Below are 21,658 nucleotides of genomic sequence, written 5' to 3'. Positions count from 1 at the left end.
CAACTCTTTGATTTCAAGTTTGTCAGCTTTAGCCTGCTTCTTTGCTTCAGCTTCCCGCTCTTTACTCGACTTAAACCCTTGCATACATTCGCGGCGCCAGCTTTGGATTTGTTCTGGAAAAAGACCTTTTTCACGATCATATTGGTTGAGTTCACTTTCTATCATTGAGTTGGTTTTAGCGATAATGGCAAGTTTAGTTTGAGCAGACCACTGCTCTGATGAAGTGTTGGTATTTGGGACGGCGGCTCCTGAATGTCTGAGTTGCTGGCGCCAATGATACAGGGGCGCAGTGCTAATTCCTTCGTCTTCTGACACTTCTTTAACTGACATCGAATATGGAGGTAATAGCTTCTTCAATATAGCTTCTTTTCTTTCTACTGAGATACGAGACACAATTACTCTTTATCGCCCAAACTGGTTAAATTCTAACAGTGACAACTACCCTGCCAGATAGAGATAGTGTACGGTTTCGAGAATGACTTCAGAGGGAAAGTGGCAGCCTTTAAACATGACGATTCAGAGTGTTGAGTGGAAATTGAACAAATCCTAACCTAAAGCTTCAAAGTTTGCGATAGAACCATTTTCAGGTTGTCGAAGAATTGTGTGGGCAAGTTGATGTGGAAGTTGGCCATATTTCAGCAGATAAAATATACGATACCGATGACGTCTATGACGCATTAGCGAGCGAATTTCCAGAAACTGACATAGCGATTCCTCCCAAAGAAAATCTGTATGCTGACGACGCTCATAACCCTAAAAGGGTGAGCAATTTGGTGGTGTACTCTGCATTAAGTCCCACGCGCAGGCAAAAGACAAAGCAGTATGGAAAACGGAATGTCTCAGATAATGCAATGTAGCGTTACAAAACAATTATTGGCCCCAAATTACACAGTAGAGACTTTAACAATCAACAACAGGAAATGATGCAAGCGGCATCAATATTAAATCGATTTATGCAGCTTGGTATGACCGAGAGCTATCGAGTCGCCTAATGACATCAAAAGACAAAGTGGGTTGATTACGGAAACAAAGCCACTCAGAAGTGGCTGATGAACCGTACTTTTTGTCGCCCCAATATACAACGAGATTAAAAGATCTCCCTCAGATCATATATTGAAGGTTTCTAAACCTAGATTTGTGTATGGACAACTTTCGTGAGGAACGAGCGAATAGTTGTCCATACACAAATCCGACAAAGCAACGCCAAAGCGTTGCCCGTCAGGTTTATGCATTCGTTACTCTCTATGGCACCAATACTTACGGAAATTGGAAGTCCGTAGTAGGAAAGTAGAAAAACATTGATCGATGAACGTTAAGCTAGTTTTTCTAATATTCTTTATTTTATGTGGATAAGTAGTTTTTTTATTTACTAAATTGAGTTTATCCACATTATCCACAATCTCTATAACAGTATATAACCTCTATATGATCTATAATTTATATAAGATCTATAATTGCTAAAAAACACTTTAAAATCATAATGATATTGAGGTTTTGGCAACATATTATTAGTGTGATTGATCTTGTAGTTAGTCTTGTTGATCTTTTAATTAGTCTGGGGGTAACAAGAAATTAGTGTTATTGATCTAAATTTTAGTGTGAAGGTTACATTTTTTTAGTGTCCAAACAGACTTTATCCCATAAGTCTTGATATTGAGTGTTTCATTTTAGTATTTCTATTAAGGTTACAGGAATTTAGTCTAAAATTGTGAATTACGTTCTTGAGGTTACTGAAATTTAGTCTTATCCTTGTACTACACTAATAATCTGTTACCTGAAACTAATTACTATGACTGACCATCGACAGTTGATCACAACTGAAGACTACCGTGAATTGCCTAATGACTTTTTTAAGAAAAGCCATGCTTTAGTTTTTAGCCAGCTAGGACTGACGGCGAGAGAGCATGATACATTTGCACTCTTCCTCTCTCGACTACACGAAGACCATTGGGTTGCGTATCAGGAAGGTCGACACGTATACGCACCTGAATATACGTTTCAATCTGAAGTGTTAAAGGAGTGGTTTGGTCTTTCAGCAAAGCAGCTTTATCCAACATTAAAGCCTATGGCTAAAAGGCTCTCATCGCGCAAAGTAGGCTTAATGAACGATGCTGATCAAGAATTTGATTTTATGCCTCTTTTTAGTCGAGTTGCGTATAAAAAAGGGGCGCTAATTATGGTGCCTAACGCTGAATTAATGGATGCTTATCTTGCTCAGTCAGCTGGCCACGCTCAAATTAACCATTTATCTTTTCGTAGTTTGAAGTCAGAACATTCTAAGCGCCTTTACACTATTCTATCTCGCTTTAAAAAGCCTGGAATGAAGTTGCATGAGCAATCGATAGCGCAATTACATGGTTTATTCGGTCTCTTAGATGAGCAAGGGAAGTTAACCAAATCCAGTTATACCAACAACAAGGTCTTCATGGAACGATGTATTCGTAAGCCAATCGAAGAGCTTGCTTCTAACGAAGAAGTGAGAAAAGAGCTAAGCTTTTTGGTTGATGAAGAGTCTGGATCGTATGGTTATAAAGCTCGTTATCGAGGAAAGAGTATTGTTGCGCTTGAGTTCCTTTTCCAATGGAAGCAAAAAAGTGACAATAAAGGTGAGGCATTGGAAAGAGCAAAGTTAGCTGAAGAGCTAGCACCTGATAACCCGATGTTAAAACTCGCAAAAGAAGCCTTTAATATTGTACTTTCATACCCTGTCAATGGTGAGTTAAGTAAACACCATAAACTCGCCATTGAAAGTGTTAGGATGGGTATTATCGTAATGCCTGCAGATATGCAGTTTGATTCTATTTTCTATCACAGGTTAGAGTTAATGGAATTATGATTTTCAGGTAACAGATTTTTAGTGTTTTGCAGCTAACACTAAAAATTTGTTACCTTCAGTGATACTGATCTCAAGTTTTATATTCATCAACTTTGTTATGACATCTAAATAATGAGGTGGTTTGTTGTTCATAGGGCAAAACAACCCCCATTGTCCCCATTAAAAACCCCGCTCATTGGCGGGGTTGTTATTTACTTATCTTGCACTTTTTCAGAAACAAACCGTATGATATCGTCATACACATCAACGGGCAATCTACTCAATTCAATCTTAAGCCCCCGCTTATCACTGCTGTGAGATACCTTTGCATACTTGTTCTTGTCATCGAACAGCGCTAATGGTTTAGTCTTCCAGCTTATTTTATCTTTACCCTTTAAAAGCTTCGACTCCATCTGAGCAAGAACTTGCTTTTGTTTATCTTCTACAGAGACTAAATTATCTACATCCACCTTAAGTGAACTGATGAAATGTGCCGTTGTAGTACCTTCTTTATCTAACTGCTTTTCCACTTTAGCCAGCTTAGCGTAGTAACCATTTGGGATCCCTTCGCAATCAGGAAAGACCTCAATCAAACGCTGATCAACTGATGCTGCAGCAAAGCGCTTTCGGCAAGTTTCACGTCCAATATTCAGATAGTCAGCTAGTTCATCGAGCTTCGTAAAGCCTTGTGCTTGCATCACGCTTTTGTAATCAGCTCCCAATTCTCGGTAAGACAAGCGCTTTACAGATTGAGTAGTTTGAATAAAAGCGAGCAAATCAGCTTGGTCGATCTCCCCTTCAATAACCCATAGAGGTAAATCTTTTTTAGCATGGATGCAAGTGAAACGGCGACGTGAGCTATCAAGTAACTGGTAAGTGCCCTGCCCGTCTTTGGTCGCGACGCCTTCAGTATGTACGCCCTCTTCCTGAACGCTTGGTAATATATCACGCACAGCATCAAGCGTAAGCGAATCTTGGCGACGTGGATTTAAAGGGTGAATTGCAGTTTTAACTTCAAGTTCATCTGATTTAACCACCACTCTTTCTGCAGTGGCTGTTTTACCGCTAGCAAACGTGAATGTTTTTTTAGGGGGTTCGGCTTTAACTCGTTTTCCTAATTGATTGCCTTGGTTAAAGCCGGTTCGCTTGTCTTGAGGTCGTAACATGTTATAGCCCTTTTGTTGCTAGCTGCTTAATTTCAGTGATGAATTGGTGGTACACGGCATTCACCGATGTCATAGCTAAATCAAATTGTTTACCACTACAAATCTGCTCTGATTTTCGAATATCCAGTACTGTACGGTTGCTTTCCGCAGCCGCGACAAACGCTTCAGAGTGACGGATCGCTGTTGATAATAAATGCCCTTGCGCCGCACGCAGCAATTTATCAAACACTTTAACTTCATGAGCGCTCTTCTCATCGAAGTTCACTGGAAGCAATTTAGCCCACTTTAAATTTTTTCCTTGTGATGGTAATGCTCTAAATGTACCTGGCATAGTGGCCATGTAGTTACTCGTTGAGGCAAAATCAAACTCTCGTGGGGTGACTGGAATCAAGACCGCATCAGCCGCCTCATTCACTGCCCAGAGAATTGGAGAGTTCTGTGGGGGCGTATCGATGAAGATTAGGTCGTACTCTTCTTTAAGTATGGGTAAGATTTTTTCACGCAACACACTCAGCAAATTCCGTTGACCTATTTCATCTTGCCCCCAGTAAGAATCGACAAAGCGTTCGTCTGATGGGAAGGCAGGAATCACATCTAAGTTAGGGAGGTGAGTCTTAAACGGAATCGCTTTAACTAACTCGTCATAACGGTAGTCATTAAGGTATTGAGAAAAATCACCTTCGGGCTCTTGGCCTGCTAGCGCGATATCAACAGCTGTCATGTAGACTGATTCATCGTCGGCTTGATGAATCAGGTTTTGGCCTGTTGAGCCTTGGGGATCTAAATCTATCACTAGGCAGCGTGCATTAAGATTAAGATCAAGCGCAGCAGTGGTCGCTAGGGTTACTGTCGTGGTGGATTTGCCAGTGCCCCCTTTATGGTTTTCCACTACAACGGTTGTCGGTTCAAAGCGCTGGTTGTACTTAGGAAAGTTCATGAACTCCATCATATTGGCGACGTCGAAGCGATTATACAGGTGAGTGCGTCCTTGGATAATAGGAGCGCCAACGACGCCCTGCTCGGTTGCTTCATCTATTCTAGAATTGAAGGTCACACGAGATAAGCCAAACAGCTCTTGAAGCTCTTTCTTCTTCAATGAGTGATTATAGATAAGCCTATCGACACTCCCCTCAATTTCTGTATCAGTTACTTTGATCTGCATACGCTCTTTGATAACGGCTTTCAGATCTGACTGCTCTTGCTGCATACGTTCACAAACAAGTTCTAATGAATCGATGATGGTGGTCATTGGGTGCCCTTAATGCCTTAATTTCATGTAACCAATATAAAGCACTAAAGATACAAATTAAACCTTTTAAGAATATTTTTAATTAATAAAGGTTTAAGTTTAATGGGTGTCTAAACGGGGACAATGGGGGTTGTTTTCAAAACAACCTTATCAAATTACTCTGAATATTATTCTTTCATCTGGTTTAACAGTGGTGGTGCACGAGACTTAATTAAGGGCAATAAGTACGTATTTGAGAGAGCACTAGACGTGATTTTAAAAGAGCGATCTGCTATCGGCGTTGGGAAATTTAAGCAGGTCCGCTTTTAATAGCGGTCTACCAGTAATAGTCGGTGCTCTATTTACGGTTGAATTCAAAGAATTCTTCAACGTACTGAATAAACTTAAATAACGAGATTAACCTTGTTATTCTTAGCGTGTTCAAGTCACGCCTTAATTGTTAATTATGTTTGGGCTGAGGCGCGGTTGTATCACCTTGACTACCTTGAGCTCAGGCTTTTCGGACGTTCTTCCACCGGATTATAAGAGTTAGCGACCATTCATGAGCCTTAACTTAAAGTACTATCAAGCAATAGACCAAACGATTTCAAACGCCTCCCCTCTCGTTATTATTCATTTGACCAAAGCCAAGCCTATTGGCCTACAAAAAAAAGAAATGAGTTTTTGGTAGAGTTCATCAAGCCAAAGATAAAACAGCCTCAATATTCTAAATGTAAGAAAGAGCTGAAGACCATGCTGAGTATAGGCAGGAATGCCAAGGGCCACCTAGAGGAAAATTTATGGCAAATGAACGAAATTAACCTCAATTATCAAGCCAAATTCACTCATTAGGATGAGCTCTACATCATGTTGACCGCTCTCTTTGAACAGCAGTGTTTTGCCTCAATGTTAGAAAATGAAACCTTTTTCTAAGAAGGTTAAAACTCATCGATTAAATACGTTGATTGATAAAGTCCAAGGTACAGGAACCTATCGAGTGGAAGTGGGTCATATTGATGATCAGGAAGTTATTCATCTGCTACTGCATAGGACTGAAAAGCAAATGCTAGTCGATCTGTTGAAAGTTCGGAAATGTCTTGCTGCTCGATTGTTGGTTTATGTCAGTTCTAATAGCGATCCTGATATGAGTGTGGTGATGAAAGCGGTGGAGGGGGGCTGTTGGATGAATGCATGATTCATTCCCTAGGAAACTATACTTATGCTGCAAAGGTATTGGGACTCGATCGTGGCACAGTAAAAAGGAGGTATGAACGCTTTCTCAAAGAGAAAGGTGAGATGAATTGTATAAGGACATAGGTCATGGTTCATTTTCTGGTCGTTATCACTTGATTTTTATCACGTGTGCTTCGTTTTATCTCTAATAGAGTGGTTCTGTTGTTGATGCTTCTTCACTGGGACGTTCTCGCTCCGCTCGGTTTATTCCTTCGTTTTGCTCCTCTGTCGACAACTTGAGTTGCTTTATCGAGCCTGCTCGATGAGCTTCTACGTTCCTGAGAACAATCACCCAAGGCACTTCTCTCTTCGTTCGAGGCACCTCGTCCTCTCTCCTCGTTGATCTCTCTGTCTTTGAATAAGTTCGAATAAGGGCTTGTTTTCTTATGCGCCGATTTCTTTCACTCGCTTCATTTTTGGGTTCGCAGGCTGTTAACCGTCTCTCCCCACAACCTGTTTTTCAAGGGAGGCTTTGCCGCTGTGCGCCCTTGCAAAGCAGAACGATGTTGAGAGAGCGGACAGCCAAGCGGCTCCGAAAAGTGATACTCAAACAGAAAGGAAATTCTCATGGCGCAACAAAACTCAATCCCAACTCTCTCTAATTCAAATTCATCGACCAGCGTTTCGCCGCTGGGGCACGAAAGCTCACCAAAAAATGATATCTCTAGTCCTTTGGCGGTATTGAAGTTGCGCTCTCAAGTCAAAAAGTGTCGTGATGAGGCGAAAAAAAAGTCTGATTGGGTTTCCAAAATCCAGCGTTTGAAAATGTTCAGTCGTCGTCAATCGCCCGAGCAGCAGGCTGATATCGCAGCGTTAAAAGACCAAGGGTTCGTTGAAGCTATCAAGCAGCAGTTTCCGCTATTGGGGTCGCGTCGTTTTGCTTTCCATGAAATCCGTGACTTTTTCATCGAATTAAATGGCGCTGGCTTTGGTGAATGGTTTCTTCACGAGCGAGCGGATCACATCATTCTGTACACCAACTACGGGTCAGTATTTCCAGCATTGCGATTTGTGACAAAGGGGGAGGGGACGTTTAAGTGCTCAGGGTTTTGTTTTGATGTGCGTTTTGGCGCTTAGGGTGTCACATTAAAATACATTATATGCTGACAGATCCAGGCCCGCGATTTGGGTTGTGTGTAGGAATGAGCCAGCGAAGAACCTGTTAGATCGAATCTGACAGAATCGAGCTAGCGCTTTTGCTAAATTAACAATTTATAAATGACCAAAAAAACCTAATGTTAGTATTGACAGGTTTCTCTTGGGATAATATTTTAAAAAAACGAACTGACAGATGAAGTTCTTAAGTTGCCCACTTCGCCTTCTTAGGGAAGCTAGGGCAATTGTAATCAAGGAACGTTGACGTTGTAGTATGCGACATTAGCGAGTTCCTTAAACCTGTTAACACCTGGAACATATGTCTTACGGCGCCTACGTGGTGCAATAGAGTCTGTCTCCGGTCTTGGTGTACTAAACACTAAGAACTATTGCTTATTTATGAGGATAGTATTATGCGTAATGTAGATTTTTCTCCGCTATACCGTCATGCCATTGGTTTTGAACGTCTATTTAACCTAGCGGAGAGTAGCACGAATAAGCCATCTTGTAATGGCTACCCTCCATACAACATCGAGCAGAAAGACGAAAACAACTATCGTATTACGATGGCTGTAGCTGGTTTTTCTGAAGATGCACTAACTCTTACCCAGAACGAAAATATGTTAATCGTTTCCGGTGAAGTTCAGCCTGTAGAAACTAAACCTAATTACCTTTATCAAGGGATCGCAGAGCGTAACTTTGAACGTAAATTCCAGATGGCTGACTACGTAACCGTTAAAGCAGCGAGTATGGGAAATGGTTTGCTGCACGTAGACCTCGTCCGTGAAGTCCCAGAAGCAATGCAACCCCGTCAGATCTCAATCCACAAATAATGACTGGGGAAACAGGATCGGATAAGGTGATTTTAGTATTCGATTTTACTAACCTTGTCTAAAAATATTGCTGTTTATCACCACTAGAGTGCAAGACTTAAACGCTTGTACTCATATAGAAGAATAGAATTACATATTTTGCATTAGAAAAAATAATTTTAATAAGAGAGGTCTTATTATGAGTAAAATTATCGGTATTGACTTAGGGACAACAAATTCATGTGTTGCCGTACTTGACGGCGACAAACCTCGCGTACTAGAAAATACTGAAGGCGAACGCACAACAGCCTCGGTAATCGCATACACTGAAGGTGAGACGCTAGTTGGTCAACCTGCGAAGCGTCAAGCGGTTACTAACCCTCAAAACACCCTATTCGCTATCAAGCGTCTAATCGGTCGTCGTTTTGAAGATGAAGAAGTTCAACGCGATATCGAAATCATGCCTTTCAACATTGTTAAGGCTGACAACGGTGATGCCTGGGTTGAAGCGCAAGGCCAAAAAATGGCTGCTCCTCAAGTATCTGCTGAAGTTCTTAAGAAAATGAAGAAAACAGCTGAAGACTTCCTAGGCGAAGAAGTAACTGGCGCAGTTGTTACTGTTCCTGCTTACTTCAACGATGCTCAGCGTCAAGCAACGAAAGATGCTGGTCGTATCGCAGGCCTAGATGTTAAACGGATCATCAACGAACCAACTGCTGCTGCTCTAGCTTACGGTCTAGACAAGCAAGGTGGTGATCGCACTATCGCTGTATACGACCTTGGTGGTGGTACATTCGATATCTCTATCATCGAAATTGATGAAGTAGAAGGTGAGAAAACTTTCGAAGTTCTTTCAACTAACGGTGATACTCACCTTGGTGGTGAAGATTTCGATAACCGCATGATTAACTACCTAGTAGATGAGTTCAAAAAAGAGCAAGGTATCGACCTTAAAACTGATCCACTAGCAATGCAGCGTGTTAAAGAAGCAGCAGAAAAGGCGAAAATCGAGCTTTCTTCTACTACTCAAACTGACGTAAACCTACCTTACGTTACGGCTGATGCGAATGGCCCTAAGCACATGAACATCAAAGTGACTCGAGCGAAGCTTGAGTCTCTAGTTGAAGACCTAGTTCAACGTTCTCTTGAGCCACTAAAAGTAGCTCTTGCAGATGCTGCCCTATCTGTAGGCGAAATCACTGACGTTATCTTAGTGGGTGGTCAAACTCGTATGCCTATGGTTCAAGCTAAAGTAACTGAATTCTTCGGTAAAGAGCCACGTAAAGATGTGAACCCTGACGAAGCTGTTGCAATGGGTGCTGCTGTTCAAGGTGCAGTGCTAGCTGGTGACGTTAAAGATGTTTTACTACTTGACGTTACTCCTCTCTCTTTCGGTATCGAAACGATGGGCGGGGTAATGGCTAAGCTTATCGAGAAAAACACAACTATCCCGACTAAAGCGGTGCAAGTGTTCTCTACAGCTGAAGACAACCAAAGCGCAGTAACTATCCACGTTCTTCAAGGTGAACGAAAGCAAGCGACTTACAACAAGTCTCTTGGTCAGTTCAACCTAGAAGGTATCCAACCAGCTCCACGTGGCATGCCACAAATCGAAGTAACATTCGACCTAGACGCGGATGGGATCCTGAACGTATCTGCTAAAGATAAAGCAACAGGTAAAGAGCAAAAGATCACGATACAAGCATCAGGTGGTTTGTCTGAGGAAGAGATCGAAGCAATGGTACAAGAGGCAGAAGCTAACAAAGAAACGGACAAGAAGTTCGAAGAGCTAGTCATTGCACGTAACCAAGCTGACCAAATGATTCACGGTACTAAGAAGCAAGTAGAAGAAGCGGGTGAAGCTCTACCTGCAGACGAGAAAGTTAAAATCGAAGCGGTTATCGAAGCTCTAGAATTAGCTAAGTCTGGTGACGAAAAAGAAGTGATCGACGCTAAAGTTCAAGAACTTATGCAAGCAGCTCAAAAGCTAATGGAAATTACTCAACAGAAAGCACAAGCACAGCAAGCTGGTGAACAACCTAAGCAGGACGACGATGTTGTTGATGCTGAGTTTGAAGAAATGAAGTAACGCCACTGACGGATAATTGCTTTCGAGCTGTTAAACGTTGAGTTATGTATCATGGAGACGTGAACTTATTGGTATTCAGGGCGTAAGAGGTCACTCATACGCCCTTTTTTGTTTGAATGAGAAATTGAGTGAGTTTTTAGCATGTCAAAACGAGATTATTACAGCGTGCTAGGTGTATCTAAGGGAGCCTCGGAGAAAGAGATTAAAAAAGCCTACAAGAAGTTGGCGGTGAAGTATCACCCCGATAAAAATCCCGGAGATGCGACAGCAGAAGCGAATTTCAAAGAAGTAAAAGATGCTTATGAAATTTTAACAGACAAAGAAAAGCGCATTCAGTATGACCAATTTTGTCATACTGAATCTGAGAATCGTGGTTTTGGTGGTCACAGTGGGTTCGAAGACTTCTTTAGTGATGCCTTCCGCCAACGTGGCGGCTTTGGTGGAGGGTTTGAGGATCTCTTCTCACAAACTCGTGGTGGACACGGGCGCCCACGCGGACAAAAAGGTCAAGATCACCAATATACGCTTACTGTAGACTTTATTGATGTGGTTCAAGGGGCTGAAAAAACGGTCGAATTGCTAATCAATGGTAAACAGAAAAAAATCAAAGTTAAGATCCCTTCGGGTATTAAAGATGGTGAAAAGATACGTTACTCCGGTAAAGGTGGTTTAGGCGTTAATGGTGGTCCTTCGGGGGATTTATTATTCATTATTGAAACCAGACCACATGGGTTTCTAGACCGCGATGGTAATGACATTATTTGTCACACCAAAGTTGATATGGTTACTGCGGCTTTAGGGGGGGAAGTTACGGTGAATGTGTTAGACAGTCGCTTTAAACTCAAAATTCCAGCGGGTACTCAAACAGGGCGTAAATTCAAGATGACGGGGAAAGGCGTGACAAGTCGTAAAGGTGAAGCGGGCGATCTATTGGTGGAGGTTCAAGTTGAAATACCCAAAAATCTAACCGATGCACAACGTGAGTTGTTAGAACAATTTGGAGCAACGCTTTAGTCATTTAAAGTAAAATGAACAAAACCAGCTCTAGAGCCAAAGCCGTATAATGTGGGGTTGTATCGCAAAATTATGATGAAGTATAAGTGTACTGGTTTTTAGATGTAATTAGGCTGCTAGTGCGTAAAATTGCTCCCAAGCAGATAAGCCTTCAGGATTATCGAGCTGTCCGTTTTTAATTATCGACCACAGTTCCACGCCTGCCAGGGTGGAACTGGCTCTCTACGAATTACTCTTTAGGTGCTCATCTGGAGAAAGTCTGGAAACCTTGTGATAGCAAGCAATAAGCGCTCTTTTCCAGAAAAAACAAAAAATAGGTTAAATTTTAAGAAAATTGAAGTCTGGAAAATCAATTTTCCAGACTTCAATTCATTAAAAAGCAGGCCCCATAGATCTCGGCGGAGGGGGAATTATAGAATTGAGAGCAGTTTCCTGTATTTGGAAAGTGTCTGCGTTGACGAAACCACAATGCACTGGAAAGCGTTTATAGTGTGAGGTATTTTTACTCCACCTTAACGCTGAGTACCCTCCCATAATACGATGTCCGACCCACCGTTCATCTATAAGCTTATAGCCACTTGGTTTGTTTAAGAGTAAAAGACTTCCCATAAATTGTAGCCACTGATCATTTGTTAAAAGTCGATTGCCATAACCATGAAATGATCGACCACTCTCGTACAGATTGAAGCCCATGTTCCAATATCGACATAGTTCTTTAATAGCCTCTGATGCAGAAGGTGTAGAGCCTTTTGAGCCAAAGTCGATCATTGGAATGTGATAGCACTCGTTGTTAACGAATACTTTTGAATGTACGGCCAATTCGGTTTCTGGTTCTAGAGACATCAACATCTCAAGAAGTGAGCTCTCGTTTACTTGAGCGGTTGGTACCAAAAATGTTGATCTGTGATCATTGAAGGATTGGGGTACGTACTGATATCTACTCATTTCCAACTGAGCATTGCTATTAATCAAAGGAACTAATACTTGTGATACCCATGCAACAGGGTGGCGACTAAGCTTCATTCCGTGGAAGTTGTTGCCTGTATGATTATTTAACATTTATCCCCTTCAACATATGGAAAAACTCCATTGAAAACTGGTCTGTCATTCCTGATACAAAATCGATGATTAGGTGGGTTCGTAAATTCCACTCTTTCACTTTATCAAACTGAGCTAAATGCTCAACTAGAGAGTCGTTAAGAGAAGTATTATCACCAAGCTCTTTCAGAACATTTGGTAACGAGTTCTTCAAAATAGCCGCTTTGTATGCATTTAGATGTTTTTCTGGGAGTCGATTAAAGAGCCTTCTATGGATGTGGAGGTCATTTTCTTTAATTGAATCGAAGTCATTTATAATTAATGACGTAAATTGCGCTAGGGGAAGCTCTAGCAGCTTTTGGTAGTCAGAAATAATTCCCGAAATTATGGAGTATCCAGATAGCTCCATGCACTCGGCTTCCGAAGATGTAAACAGGTAGTCACCAGTATAAACCTTTAATATTTTTAACAAGTCATACTCTAGGGTGCCCTTAGATATGATTTCTTTGTGCACACTCATACTGATGAGATCGTTATATTGATCAACAAAACTTTGGGCAACACTATCTACTAAGTAGTTTGACAGTTTCGTTTTGAAACTTAAAAATTGTCCAACAGGAGCCTGTTTATCGGAGCTTAGAATGTTGCTCAAGGCCGAGCATATCTGAGGTTTATCGTGTTTTAGGCTGACCTTCTCTAGCCCTTGGATTACATTAGCTTTGAAATGGTCTACGGAAATAATGCCTTTTTCTATCCCATCTTCAATATCACTAATACAGTATGAGATATCATCAGAAGCCTCCATTAAGAAGCCTAGAGGGTGTCTTGTATTCGGTGCCATACCAAGAGTAGACCAAGCACTTTCTATTACATCAATTTCAGTGTCGAAGTATCCTACTTTTTTAGTGAAAGGCTTATCTTTATGCTCGTTAACCGTTGCAGGGCTATATGTGTACTTTAAGAATGCGGCAAGTTGAGTGTAAGTTAGGTTTAAACCATAAAAGCCATCATCACCTTGAAGTTTAGTGATGATCCTAAATCCCTGTGGGTTTCCATCAAAAAATCTAAAATCATTAAGGGCTCTTTGATTCTCTTCAGATGTTGTACCTAAGGAGGCTGATAACGTATCAATCGCTTCTTTAGAGCTTGCCCATTTTGAGATTGCAGCTTCGCCAAAGTGCCCAAATGGTGGGTTACCAATGTCGTGCATTAAACATGCAGTTTCTACAATGTTAGATAGGGCTAAACCATTATCTTTCCAATAATCCCTCTGTTCCTGGTCAATCTTATTAGCATCTTTAATCTTTTCTGAGATGCTGGCAACGATGTAACGGCCTATATGAGAAACTTCCAGAGAGTGAGTTAAGCGTGAACGTACCGCGGAATTACTTTCTAACGAGAAAACTTGGGCTTTTTGCTGCAACCTTCGAAATGATGCTGAGTACATTAGCCGCGCACGATCACTTTGAGTAGCAGCTAGGAGGGATGCGTGCTCAGCTGTGGACTCACGATGTCTTTCATTCTTTACAATATTTTTCACGCTTATTCTCTTAGGTAATTATTTCTGATGTGGTTTATTAGATCTTCTTTTTGTTGTTTCGTTAGTTGAGATATGTAAGTTGATAACTCTGCTGAATCGTCATCTTCGCAGAAAAAGTAACTTAAAGGCACACCAAGCTCATCCGCGATCAATTTCAGCGTTTGGATATCGGGTGTATGTTTTCCTTTTTCGTACTGGTTCATTCTCGGACTTGCAGAGCTTTCATCCATACCTATCCGCACTCCCAAGGCTTTCTGGGAGAGTTTAGCTTTTTTACGTACCTCTTTGAGGCGTAGTGGAATTGGGTTTTGGAATGACACTTATGGCTCATATCTTAAATATCTACTTAACTAAGATTTTCTTAGTTTTACTGATTTCTGTATACTAAGCAATCCTTAGTATTTAGGTTGGTATAAGCAGTACATGAAACGTTCTATAAAAATCAGTGCATTAATGCACAAGTTGTTGATTGAAAAAAGAATGGATGGTTTTTCTGTTATAGAGGCAAGGGATGTCTCATTAAATGGTGGGTGTGCTACACAGAATCTTGATGAAGCTCGGAAGAAGGTTTATCGCCAAATATGGCAATATCAACAAAGGGGTTGGCTTCGAAGCGAGGGTGAAGGAAGGAACAAAAGGTATTTTCAAACCGAACAATTTATAGAACTTGAAGTTGTGTCTCGAAGAAAACCTGAACGTGAAGTTTCGGTAAAGCAATCTGCATCGGATTATTCTGTGTTATTTCGAGAGAGTAAGGAATACAAAGGTGAATTGGAGATCGTGCTTGGTGAAATAGATGAATACCATTCATTAAGATGCCGCTTCCCTGAGCTTGAGAGTCGCTTACTTCCACTGTTACAGCAAGCAAGAGAACGTTCAGCACACTTGCTTGGGAAGATGAATGGGCTAGAGAATGTTCTTAAAACTCTATCGGAGAGCGATCAACCGTGTTAAGACAATGGCAGGTAGAGTGTTCTGAAAAAGCGTTACAGAAATTCAGGGAAAATCAACAACACTTCTTCTGCCAAGCAACTCCTGGCGCCGGTAAAACAGTGCTCGCTGCAACAGTTGCATCAAAGTTGCTTAGCAATGATATGGTCGACCTTGTATTGTGCTTCTCTCCATCTTTAACGGTTTCTGATGGAATTAAAAGAACCTTTTCTCAGACTCTGAATTGCACTTTTAATGGCGGATTAGGCTCTATTGGACAGTCGTTAACATATCAATCTATTCAATTCCTTAATGATGATTTTTGGAAGGCGTTACGTAACCATCGAGTATTTGTTGTATTTGATGAGATTCACCATTGCTCTGGGTCTGAACTTGAAAATGCGAACGTTTGGGGCCTGCAAGTACTTACTAAGATTCAAGGGCTCGCGACCTACACACTTGCTATGTCAGGCACTCCATGGCGTTCAGACTCTCTACCAATAGTAATGTCTGAATATAGTGACCCTGAAGGTCAAATCCTCGTTGATTATCAATACACCTTAAAGCAAGCAATTGTTGATAAGGTTTGCCGATCTCCAAAGTTGGTGTTGGTTGATAACGAACATCTTTCAGTGACCAGTGATGAGAAAGTTGAATCGTTTTCTTCAATCTTAGAGATGCTTAAGCAAACAAAAACTTCATATCAAAGTGTCATACATAACCAAGAAGCGATGGAGTACCTACTTGGACTCGGCTGTAAAAAGCTCGCAGAAATCCGCACTCAATCCCCAAGTGCAGGAGGTTTAGTTGTTGCTTCATCCGTTCAACATGCGCAAACAATTAAAAAGATACTCTCTCAAAAGTACGCTCAAACAGTCTCAATAGTCACTTATCGCCACGAAGAACCTTTAGCAGTAATAGAACGTTATCGCCAAAGTGATGCTCAATGGATTGTCAGCGTTGGAATGATTAGTGAGGGTACTGATATTCCTCGGCTTCAAGTTTGTTGCCATATGAGCTCTGTTAAAACTGAGCTGTATTTTAGACAGGTTCTTGGGCGTATTCTTAGAGTTAATGGGCCAGCAAACCAACACGCGTGGCTATTTACTTTTGCAGAGCAAAGCCTGATAGAGTTTTCAGAGCGGATTGAACAAGACATTCCTGACTCTTGCATGTTTGCAAAAATAGATAGCTTGATAGAGTTTGAAATAGGATCTCAACGTGCTCATTCAAGTGATAATCGCTTCCTAGAAGACCGAGATGAAGTGAATTTAAAGTTGAATTGGAGTAATACTATCGGCGCAGGCTCCAATTCAACTGGATCTCTTAGTGCATTCGACGAACTTCGATTGGGAACTTTTAAGCAGCGCGTAATTTCAGCCTTTCTAGCCGCTTCGTAGTTTAAAAATGATCTCTGCACTCTAGTTAATCCATTATTTCAGTTACAATATCGCCACTTTTGAATATGAGCTAAGTCACTATACGCAATGTGGCATTGGTGAGGTGGTTTTGAGGTTGTGGATACGTCTAAATATGAGTGATGTTTAATGAAGTCAAAAATAGAATGCCTGCTAAAAAGTAGCTCAGGGCTAAAAGGCCGAGAAATTGCGAAGCAATTGAAATTGGATAAAAAATCAGTTAACTCGTTTTTACACCACGATGAAAGTGGTCAGTTCAAATGTGTTGAAAATAGATGGTATCTAGGTAGGCCTGAGACGGTTGTAAAGATTGAAAAAGCAGGCTGGCTTAGAGCATCTGATTTTGAAAAAATTCTATTCGAGAATGAAGACCTTTGGTTAGATTCAGTAGAATCAGTTCGATTGGAGTTTCGTAATTGTACGATTTTACTTGGGGCTGTATCTAGAATTTTATGTCTTGTTAATCAGCTTTCAATCAATGGGAAATCTATAACGTTAGATTTTTTAGAATGTTCTGAATCTTTTTCATACCTTTGCCGAGTAGGGTTGTTTGATGAATTAAATGAAACAATTAATGTTATCCCTAAAGTTCAAGATCACTCTTGCCATTACGGTCAAAATAGTAAAGTTATGGAGTTTGTTTCTATCCCTTTTGATACAAAAGAGACGGATCTACCTACTAGGCTTAAAAAATCATTTGTTGAACTCGCAGGTGAAGAGCATGCAAACACAGCTTTTGGGTTCATAGCTGAGTTTATTAACAACATTATTGAGCATTCTGAAACATCAATTCCAGGAGTTGCAGCACTTCAAGTTTATGGAAAAGGTAAGAAAAGAAAAAACGTACAGACAGTCTTTTCGGATAGTGGGAAGGGCATTATTGGTACATTGAGACCTGTATTGCAGCTCAGATACCCTAAGTTATATCAAAAGTATCCATTAGATAATACAAAATCAAATGCACTATTGCTTCAAGAAGTGTTTGAGAATGGGGGAATTAGTGGTGCAAAAGATCCCAATTATAAAAGTCGTGGCTTAGGAATGAAATTGAGTGCAAAGAATGCCGCTAAGTTTGATGCCACCATTTGCATAAGGCAGGAATGCTTTGAAATCACTATTAAGTACCAAGAAGGGCAAGTTTATGAGTTTTCATATCAAGACGAACTCACAAAAATCCTTGGAACTCACATTTGTTTTGATTTTTATCTCGATTAATGTGCTATATTCTCATTAAATAAAATATATGAATCAGAACTCATGCTTTTAAAACTCAAAGACTTTACTCAAGATGAACATCCAAATGGCAACGTAAAAGGAAAAGCTGTATACGCTGCTCTTTTTGACTTTGTAGCTTGTCATCAAAATGAAGATACATTTGAGATTTCTCTCGATGGAATAGTTGCTACTGATGCATCGTTCCCACGTGAGAGTGTGATGGCTCTTGCTAAACATTTTTCTGGAGAAAAATTCTTCTATTTAACTAACTTCAAAGATGAGGATTTAATTGATAACTGGACATATGGAGCTATTGCTAAAGAGCAACCTATGACTGTCTGGGAAGGAAATTCAGCTACGTTCATTGGCCCAGATATGACGAAATCAGTCAAAGAGTTGGTTGAATATTTGATTAAGAAAAGAAAGGCAACCACTAACAAAGTCGCACAACATTTTGATATATCTACACAAAATGCGAGTACTCGCCTGAAGAATATTTATAAACTTGGATATGTTAAGAGAATTGAAGAAGCTGCAGAAAGTGGCGGAAAAGAATTTGTATATAAATTAATTGGCAGTTTCTGATTAAAATAATTGATTTAACCAGAATTTAGGGGTAGTCTCATTTTTGTCCACTATGACCCTTAGGTCTGGTTAAAAAAAAATATTGAATCAGAAGGTGACCTACACAATGAATACTTATAACTTGTTTATTTCCCACTCATGGAACTATGGCTCTCAATACACAAATTTTACCAATTTGTTAAATTCCCGTCCTTACTTCAGTTTTAAGAATTATTCCGTACCGAAGAGCAGCCCAATAACCGGAGCTAGAACTGATTATCAGTTATCACAAGCGATTGAAAATAAAGTTCGAGCATGCTCAGTTGTTGTAATTATGGCTGGCGTCTATTCAACTCATAGTAAGTGGATCAATAAAGAGATAGAGATCGCAAAGCGATTGGGGAAACCAATTCTAGCCGTTAAACCTTTTGGTTCGTCTAATATTTCCACAACGGTAAGGAGTGCGGCTAGTGAAGTATGTAATTGGTCGACTGAAAGCATTATTTCTGCGATTCGTCGATTGGCGTAAGAGGGATGACATCATGAGAAAAGCACTCTTTCTAGGGATAAATGATTATTCGAATATTAATCCATTAAATGGCTGTAATAACGATGCCATTGAGATGGCGTCTGTACTTAAACGACACGCATCTGGTACCCCTAATTTCCATAGCAAGGTATATACAACTGCGGAAGACAATCTAAGTAGACGCTTTGTTGAAGAGTCAATACAGGAGCTATTTTCTGGCTCATGTGATGTAGCTCTATTATATTTTGCTGGTCATGGGCAATTTGACGATAACCTCCATGAAGGAATGATCATTCCTCAAGATTATCGAGACTCAAGAGATGGTGTGAGAGTGAGTGATATTCTTCAATGGGCCGATAATGCAACTGGAATAAAGAACAAAATTATTATCCTTGATTGCTGTGAGGCCGGTGGTGCAGGCGAGGTGCGCCAATTGAAGGGAGGAGCAAGCGTTATTAGTGATGGAATAACAATTTTAACTGCTTGTAGAAAGGATGAGTATGCTCAAGAGGTTAGTGGTCATGGAGTCTTTACTAAGCTTATGCTCCAAGCTTTGCATGGAGGGGCGACAAATGTTCTTGGCCACGTTACACCTGGTAGTCTCTACTCTTTTGTGGATAATGCATTAGGCCCATGGGAGCAAAGACCTGTATTTAAAACCAACGTTTCAGAATTTATTTCTTTAAAAGAACATACCCCCCTAGTTCCCTTAGAAACACTTCGTCAGTTACCTGAATGGTTTCCAGAGCCCGAAACTGTTTACGCTCTTACACCCGAATATGAGCCTGAATACAGCAACCATAATCCAGAGTTGGGCAAAATTTTTGCTCAACTACAAAAATGTAATCGTCATAGTTTGATAGAGCCTGTTGATTCAGAGCATATGTATTTTGCAGCTATGGAGTCTGCAGGGTGCCGCCTTACTGCACTGGGTGCATATTATCGTGAACTTGCAATTAAGGGGCATTTCTAATGACAGTATTTATTAGTTATAGACATACTGATAGGGGTACAGCACTTGAAATTGATAGACACCTACGAAGTTCTGGTATTGAAACCTATTTGGATGTATTAGATACGGAATCACAAACGAGTGTGAATATTACCGAAGTCATAACAAGAAATATTGCTCGCTCTACACATATGATTGCGGTTATATCACAGGATACCGCAAGCTCCTGGTGGGTTCCATTTGAGATTGGGGAGGCAACAATATCAGCAACTCGAATATCTTCTTATAGAACAGGGTATAGTGCTTTACCAGAGTACTTAAAAATGTGGCCTCAAATGGCAAGAATGAGCCATCTTTCTTTGTTTATTGAGGAGTACCGTCGAGAAAAGACAGTTGCTTTAAACCGTCGAGGCGTATTCGATTCTGCAACCACTGGTAAAGATGCTGCTGAAAACTTCCATAAGAGTCTCAAGGGAAGAATTACTCGAGGTTATTAACGTCAATCATTTGTGTAGTACCTGATTCTAATTCGGCGACTTGATACTGATACTGCTGAATCATTAAGGCCAGTTGGTTATGCTGACTGGCCATTTCACTTAATTGTTGTTTATAGTCTTCAGCTTGCTTGTAATATTTTTCTTTCAAGCGTTTTTCATTCGCTAAACGCTCTCTCAGGTTTGCGATTTTTTCTTCGTAGAGGTTTTGCTTTCTCGTTTTTGGTGAGCTCTTAATCGCTGTCTCTTGGGAATGAACAGGGGAACATTGAGTGCTAAATATGAGCGGCTTCTGCAATCGAGAAGGGATTTACACCTCAATTCGTCCCGTAAGGAGATGTAGATATGGCTTTTTATAACGTTAAGCTTTCTATTGGTGATGTTATACTCAACGAGTACAGTGGCTATATGAAAGGAATGAAAGGTGTAAAAACGTCGGCGTCTAATGCCGCTCAAAATAATGAATCAATTCTTATTCAGGTATTTGATGTAGCGGGCATTCTTGTTGCCAAAAAAGTTAACGGGTCGTGGGTTAATATCAATACTTGAGATTGTTAGCGACAAGCTTATTGTATGGTCGAAGTTCATAAAAATAGACAGATATTTCTTGGCTACGATAACTTGTCGCCAGCACATACTGACCGTGTTTTTCAAGATCTTGTGCTTTATCCGTTTTCCCCCAAACCTAGTAGCACCAGTATCTAGAACATTGATTTCTACGCTTTCCACCGTTAGCGTGTGTGTATCTTCGTGTAAATAGGAATTTGCACACATGCCCTGCCTATACTCATCGACAATAACGAGTGTGTTTTTGAGACCTGTTAACAGGTCTTTTTTGACTTTATAACCTTAAAGACTTATTGTTGGTATTGTTAAATGGTCATTAAGGATTAAGTTATGATAACTGTTCGTCCCATTCTCGCTGACAACTCAACTAGTATTAGCGAGCTGAAAAAAAACCCTATGGCAGTCATTGAACAAGCCGATGGGTTTCCCGTTGCAGTATTGAATCGCAATCAACCTGCATTTTACTGCGTTCCTGCTGATGCTTATGAAATGCTCATGGATAAACTGGAAGATATTGAGCTTACTCAGATAGTTAAAGAGCGTGAACATTCAGAAGAAATAGAGATCAGCATCGATGACTTATAAGTTAGTTTTCAAGGTTGAGGCTGAGAAAGAGTGGTACAAGTTGGATAGCACCATTAGATCTCAGTTTAAAAAGAAGCTGATTGAACGTCTAGAAAATCCATATGTGTCATCGGCAAAGTTAAGCAGCATGCAAGACTGTTACAAGATAAAACTGAGAAGTGCGGGATATCGACTTGTTTATCAGGTGAGAGATCAAGAAGTGATTGTTTCTGTAGTGGCAGTTGGTAAGCGTGAGCGTAATCAAGTTTATAAGATTGCAGCAAAGCGATTGTAGAGAGGGAAAATTCGTTGGTGATCAATAATCCGTCTTTTTCGAAACTGATCCGCACCAGCAGTTTTGGACACTGAGTTAAGTGAGTACAATCACTAATGAG

Annotated in this window: 24 protein-coding genes; 17 read left to right on the top strand and 7 right to left on the bottom strand. The window is 40.5% G+C overall.

Features of this window, described 5'->3' with window-relative positions:
- Positions 1 to 393: transposase (locus ACED53_RS19700; protein WP_371715293.1), on the bottom strand; the 393-nt coding region annotated here is incomplete at its 3' end.
- A 1,396-nt stretch (positions 394 to 1,789) separates the two neighbouring features.
- Here ACED53_RS19700 and ACED53_RS19695 point away from each other — a divergent pair.
- The gene (locus ACED53_RS19695) at positions 1,790 to 2,836 is read left to right on the top strand and encodes a replication initiation protein (RefSeq protein ID WP_017099008.1); all 1,047 of its coding nucleotides are present in this window, start codon (positions 1,790 to 1,792) and stop codon (positions 2,834 to 2,836) included.
- A gap of 191 nt (positions 2,837 to 3,027) precedes the next feature.
- Here ACED53_RS19695 and ACED53_RS19690 read toward each other — a convergent pair whose 3' ends face one another.
- Positions 3,028 to 3,981, bottom strand: coding sequence for a ParB family protein (locus ACED53_RS19690; protein ID WP_102258082.1), 954 nt, complete (start codon positions 3,979 to 3,981; stop codon positions 3,028 to 3,030).
- A 1-nt stretch (position 3,982) separates the two neighbouring features.
- Entirely contained in the window at positions 3,983 to 5,230 is a 1,248-nt protein-coding gene (locus ACED53_RS19685; RefSeq protein WP_017098231.1) for a ParA family protein, read from the bottom strand.
- 663 nt (positions 5,231 to 5,893) lie between these two features.
- Here ACED53_RS19685 and ACED53_RS19680 point away from each other — a divergent pair.
- The 6 genes from ACED53_RS19680 (at position 5,894) to ACED53_RS19655 (ending at position 11,452) form a co-directional block, all read left to right on the top strand.
- A complete protein-coding gene (locus ACED53_RS19680) occupies positions 5,894 to 6,061 on the top strand; it encodes a DUF2913 family protein (RefSeq protein ID WP_017098234.1) in 168 nt (55 codons plus the stop codon).
- A 64-nt stretch (positions 6,062 to 6,125) separates the two neighbouring features.
- Positions 6,126 to 6,404, top strand: coding sequence for a hypothetical protein (locus tag ACED53_RS19675; RefSeq protein WP_017098235.1), 279 nt, complete (start codon positions 6,126 to 6,128; stop codon positions 6,402 to 6,404).
- A 605-nt stretch (positions 6,405 to 7,009) separates the two neighbouring features.
- Positions 7,010 to 7,519 (top strand): hypothetical protein, encoded by a 510-nt coding sequence (locus tag ACED53_RS19670; RefSeq protein ID WP_102421416.1) that lies wholly within the window; start codon positions 7,010 to 7,012, stop codon positions 7,517 to 7,519.
- 431 nt (positions 7,520 to 7,950) lie between these two features.
- Positions 7,951 to 8,370: an Hsp20 family protein gene (locus ACED53_RS19665; protein ID WP_017091829.1), complete on the top strand. Its 420-nt coding sequence runs from the start codon at positions 7,951 to 7,953 to the stop codon at positions 8,368 to 8,370.
- Between the two features lie 178 nt (positions 8,371 to 8,548).
- Positions 8,549 to 10,438 (top strand): molecular chaperone DnaK, encoded by a 1,890-nt coding sequence (gene dnaK, locus ACED53_RS19660; RefSeq protein ID WP_102560513.1) that lies wholly within the window; start codon positions 8,549 to 8,551, stop codon positions 10,436 to 10,438.
- Between the two features lie 141 nt (positions 10,439 to 10,579).
- A complete protein-coding gene (locus ACED53_RS19655; RefSeq protein ID WP_017100395.1) occupies positions 10,580 to 11,452 on the top strand; it encodes a DnaJ C-terminal domain-containing protein in 873 nt (290 codons plus the stop codon).
- Between the two features lie 372 nt (positions 11,453 to 11,824).
- On the opposite strand, the gene ACED53_RS19650 is transcribed toward ACED53_RS19655, so the two are convergent.
- From ACED53_RS19650 to ACED53_RS19640, 3 genes are read right to left on the bottom strand one after another with little or no spacing between them, the layout of a single operon-like run.
- Positions 11,825 to 12,511 carry a hypothetical protein gene (locus ACED53_RS19650; RefSeq protein ID WP_102579902.1) on the bottom strand — a complete coding sequence of 229 codons (687 nt, stop codon included), beginning with the start codon at positions 12,509 to 12,511 and terminating at the stop codon, positions 11,825 to 11,827.
- Complete coding sequence (gene dgt, locus ACED53_RS19645; protein ID WP_102579900.1) at positions 12,501 to 14,030, bottom strand: dGTPase; 1,530 nt, start codon at positions 14,028 to 14,030, stop codon at positions 12,501 to 12,503. Before dgt ends, ACED53_RS19650 begins: the two co-directional genes overlap by 11 nt.
- 2 nt (positions 14,031 to 14,032) lie before the next feature.
- Positions 14,033 to 14,350, bottom strand: coding sequence for a helix-turn-helix domain-containing protein (locus tag ACED53_RS19640; RefSeq protein WP_102579899.1), 318 nt, complete (start codon positions 14,348 to 14,350; stop codon positions 14,033 to 14,035).
- 103 nt (positions 14,351 to 14,453) lie between these two features.
- Between ACED53_RS19640 and ACED53_RS19635 the strand changes: the two genes are divergently transcribed.
- The 7 genes from ACED53_RS19635 to ACED53_RS19605 all read left to right on the top strand — a co-directional run bounded on the left by ACED53_RS19635 (position 14,454) and on the right by ACED53_RS19605 (position 20,135).
- A complete protein-coding gene (locus ACED53_RS19635; protein ID WP_102579898.1) occupies positions 14,454 to 14,984 on the top strand; it encodes a hypothetical protein in 531 nt (176 codons plus the stop codon).
- On the top strand, positions 14,978 to 16,360 hold the full coding sequence (locus ACED53_RS19630; RefSeq protein WP_102579897.1) for a DEAD/DEAH box helicase: 1,383 nt from the start codon (positions 14,978 to 14,980) through the stop codon (positions 16,358 to 16,360). Before ACED53_RS19635 ends, ACED53_RS19630 begins: the two co-directional genes overlap by 7 nt.
- 147 nt (positions 16,361 to 16,507) lie before the next feature.
- A complete protein-coding gene (locus ACED53_RS19625; protein ID WP_102579896.1) occupies positions 16,508 to 17,593 on the top strand; it encodes an ATP-binding protein in 1,086 nt (361 codons plus the stop codon).
- Positions 17,594 to 17,635: 42 nt separating this feature from the next.
- Positions 17,636 to 18,178: a DNA-binding protein gene (locus tag ACED53_RS19620; protein WP_102579895.1), complete on the top strand. Its 543-nt coding sequence runs from the start codon at positions 17,636 to 17,638 to the stop codon at positions 18,176 to 18,178.
- Positions 18,179 to 18,284: 106 nt separating this feature from the next.
- Positions 18,285 to 18,686 carry a TIR domain-containing protein gene (locus ACED53_RS19615; protein WP_102579894.1) on the top strand — a complete coding sequence of 134 codons (402 nt, stop codon included), beginning with the start codon at positions 18,285 to 18,287 and terminating at the stop codon, positions 18,684 to 18,686.
- A gap of 13 nt (positions 18,687 to 18,699) precedes the next feature.
- Positions 18,700 to 19,659 (top strand): caspase family protein, encoded by a 960-nt coding sequence (locus tag ACED53_RS19610; RefSeq protein ID WP_102579893.1) that lies wholly within the window; start codon positions 18,700 to 18,702, stop codon positions 19,657 to 19,659.
- Entirely contained in the window at positions 19,659 to 20,135 is a 477-nt protein-coding gene (locus tag ACED53_RS19605; protein WP_102579892.1) for a toll/interleukin-1 receptor domain-containing protein, read from the top strand. The genes ACED53_RS19610 and ACED53_RS19605 overlap by 1 nt, the downstream gene beginning before the upstream one ends.
- Here the strand turns inward: ACED53_RS19605 and ACED53_RS19600 are convergent.
- Positions 20,119 to 20,283 carry a hypothetical protein gene (locus ACED53_RS19600; RefSeq protein ID WP_199861935.1) on the bottom strand — a complete coding sequence of 55 codons (165 nt, stop codon included), beginning with the start codon at positions 20,281 to 20,283 and terminating at the stop codon, positions 20,119 to 20,121. The two genes, ACED53_RS19605 and ACED53_RS19600, sit on opposite strands and share 17 nt — an antisense overlap.
- Before the next feature lie 194 nt (positions 20,284 to 20,477).
- Here ACED53_RS19600 and ACED53_RS19595 point away from each other — a divergent pair, with 194 nt between their 5' ends.
- The 3 genes from ACED53_RS19595 (at position 20,478) to ACED53_RS19585 (ending at position 21,558) form a co-directional block, all read left to right on the top strand.
- A complete protein-coding gene (locus tag ACED53_RS19595) occupies positions 20,478 to 20,681 on the top strand; it encodes a hypothetical protein (RefSeq protein ID WP_017100241.1) in 204 nt (67 codons plus the stop codon).
- A 351-nt stretch (positions 20,682 to 21,032) separates the two neighbouring features.
- Complete coding sequence (locus ACED53_RS19590) at positions 21,033 to 21,284, top strand: type II toxin-antitoxin system Phd/YefM family antitoxin (protein WP_198594980.1); 252 nt, start codon at positions 21,033 to 21,035, stop codon at positions 21,282 to 21,284.
- Positions 21,274 to 21,558 carry a type II toxin-antitoxin system RelE/ParE family toxin gene (locus ACED53_RS19585; RefSeq protein ID WP_017100239.1) on the top strand — a complete coding sequence of 95 codons (285 nt, stop codon included), beginning with the start codon at positions 21,274 to 21,276 and terminating at the stop codon, positions 21,556 to 21,558. The genes ACED53_RS19590 and ACED53_RS19585 overlap by 11 nt, the downstream gene beginning before the upstream one ends.
- Positions 21,559 to 21,658 lie beyond the last annotated feature (100 nt).

Source organism: Vibrio sp. 1F169, assembly GCF_041439605.1.
Lineage (GTDB): Bacteria > Pseudomonadota > Gammaproteobacteria > Enterobacterales > Vibrionaceae > Vibrio > Vibrio tasmaniensis_A.
This window is presented reverse-complemented; position numbering and strand designations above follow the sequence as displayed.

Bases quoted from the DNA above. Each gene is read 5' to 3' on its own strand.
- ACED53_RS19620 (WP_102579895.1), top strand. From the start codon at position 17,636: ATGCTTTTAAAACTCAAAGACTTTACTCAAGATGAACATCCAAATGGC.
- ACED53_RS19670 (WP_102421416.1), top strand. From the start codon at position 7,010: ATGGCGCAACAAAACTCAATCCCAACTCTCTCTAATTCAAATTCATCG.
- ACED53_RS19695 (WP_017099008.1), top strand. From the start codon at position 1,790: ATGACTGACCATCGACAGTTGATCACAACTGAAGACTACCGTGAATTG.
- ACED53_RS19665 (WP_017091829.1), top strand. From the start codon at position 7,951: ATGCGTAATGTAGATTTTTCTCCGCTATACCGTCATGCCATTGGTTTT.
- ACED53_RS19615 (WP_102579894.1), top strand. From the start codon at position 18,285: ATGAATACTTATAACTTGTTTATTTCCCACTCATGGAACTATGGCTCT.
- dnaK (WP_102560513.1), top strand. From the start codon at position 8,549: ATGAGTAAAATTATCGGTATTGACTTAGGGACAACAAATTCATGTGTT.
- ACED53_RS19675 (WP_017098235.1), top strand. From the start codon at position 6,126: ATGAAACCTTTTTCTAAGAAGGTTAAAACTCATCGATTAAATACGTTG.
- ACED53_RS19655 (WP_017100395.1), top strand. From the start codon at position 10,580: ATGTCAAAACGAGATTATTACAGCGTGCTAGGTGTATCTAAGGGAGCC.
- ACED53_RS19635 (WP_102579898.1), top strand. From the start codon at position 14,454: ATGAAACGTTCTATAAAAATCAGTGCATTAATGCACAAGTTGTTGATT.
- ACED53_RS19690 (WP_102258082.1), bottom strand. From the start codon at position 3,981: ATGTTACGACCTCAAGACAAGCGAACCGGCTTTAACCAAGGCAATCAA.
- ACED53_RS19685 (WP_017098231.1), bottom strand. From the start codon at position 5,230: ATGACCACCATCATCGATTCATTAGAACTTGTTTGTGAACGTATGCAG.
- ACED53_RS19610 (WP_102579893.1), top strand. From the start codon at position 18,700: ATGAGAAAAGCACTCTTTCTAGGGATAAATGATTATTCGAATATTAAT.
- ACED53_RS19625 (WP_102579896.1), top strand. From the start codon at position 16,508: ATGAAGTCAAAAATAGAATGCCTGCTAAAAAGTAGCTCAGGGCTAAAA.
- ACED53_RS19585 (WP_017100239.1), top strand. From the start codon at position 21,274: ATGACTTATAAGTTAGTTTTCAAGGTTGAGGCTGAGAAAGAGTGGTAC.
- ACED53_RS19595 (WP_017100241.1), top strand. From the start codon at position 20,478: ATGGCTTTTTATAACGTTAAGCTTTCTATTGGTGATGTTATACTCAAC.
- ACED53_RS19605 (WP_102579892.1), top strand. From the start codon at position 19,659: ATGACAGTATTTATTAGTTATAGACATACTGATAGGGGTACAGCACTT.
- ACED53_RS19650 (WP_102579902.1), bottom strand. From the start codon at position 12,511: ATGTTAAATAATCATACAGGCAACAACTTCCACGGAATGAAGCTTAGT.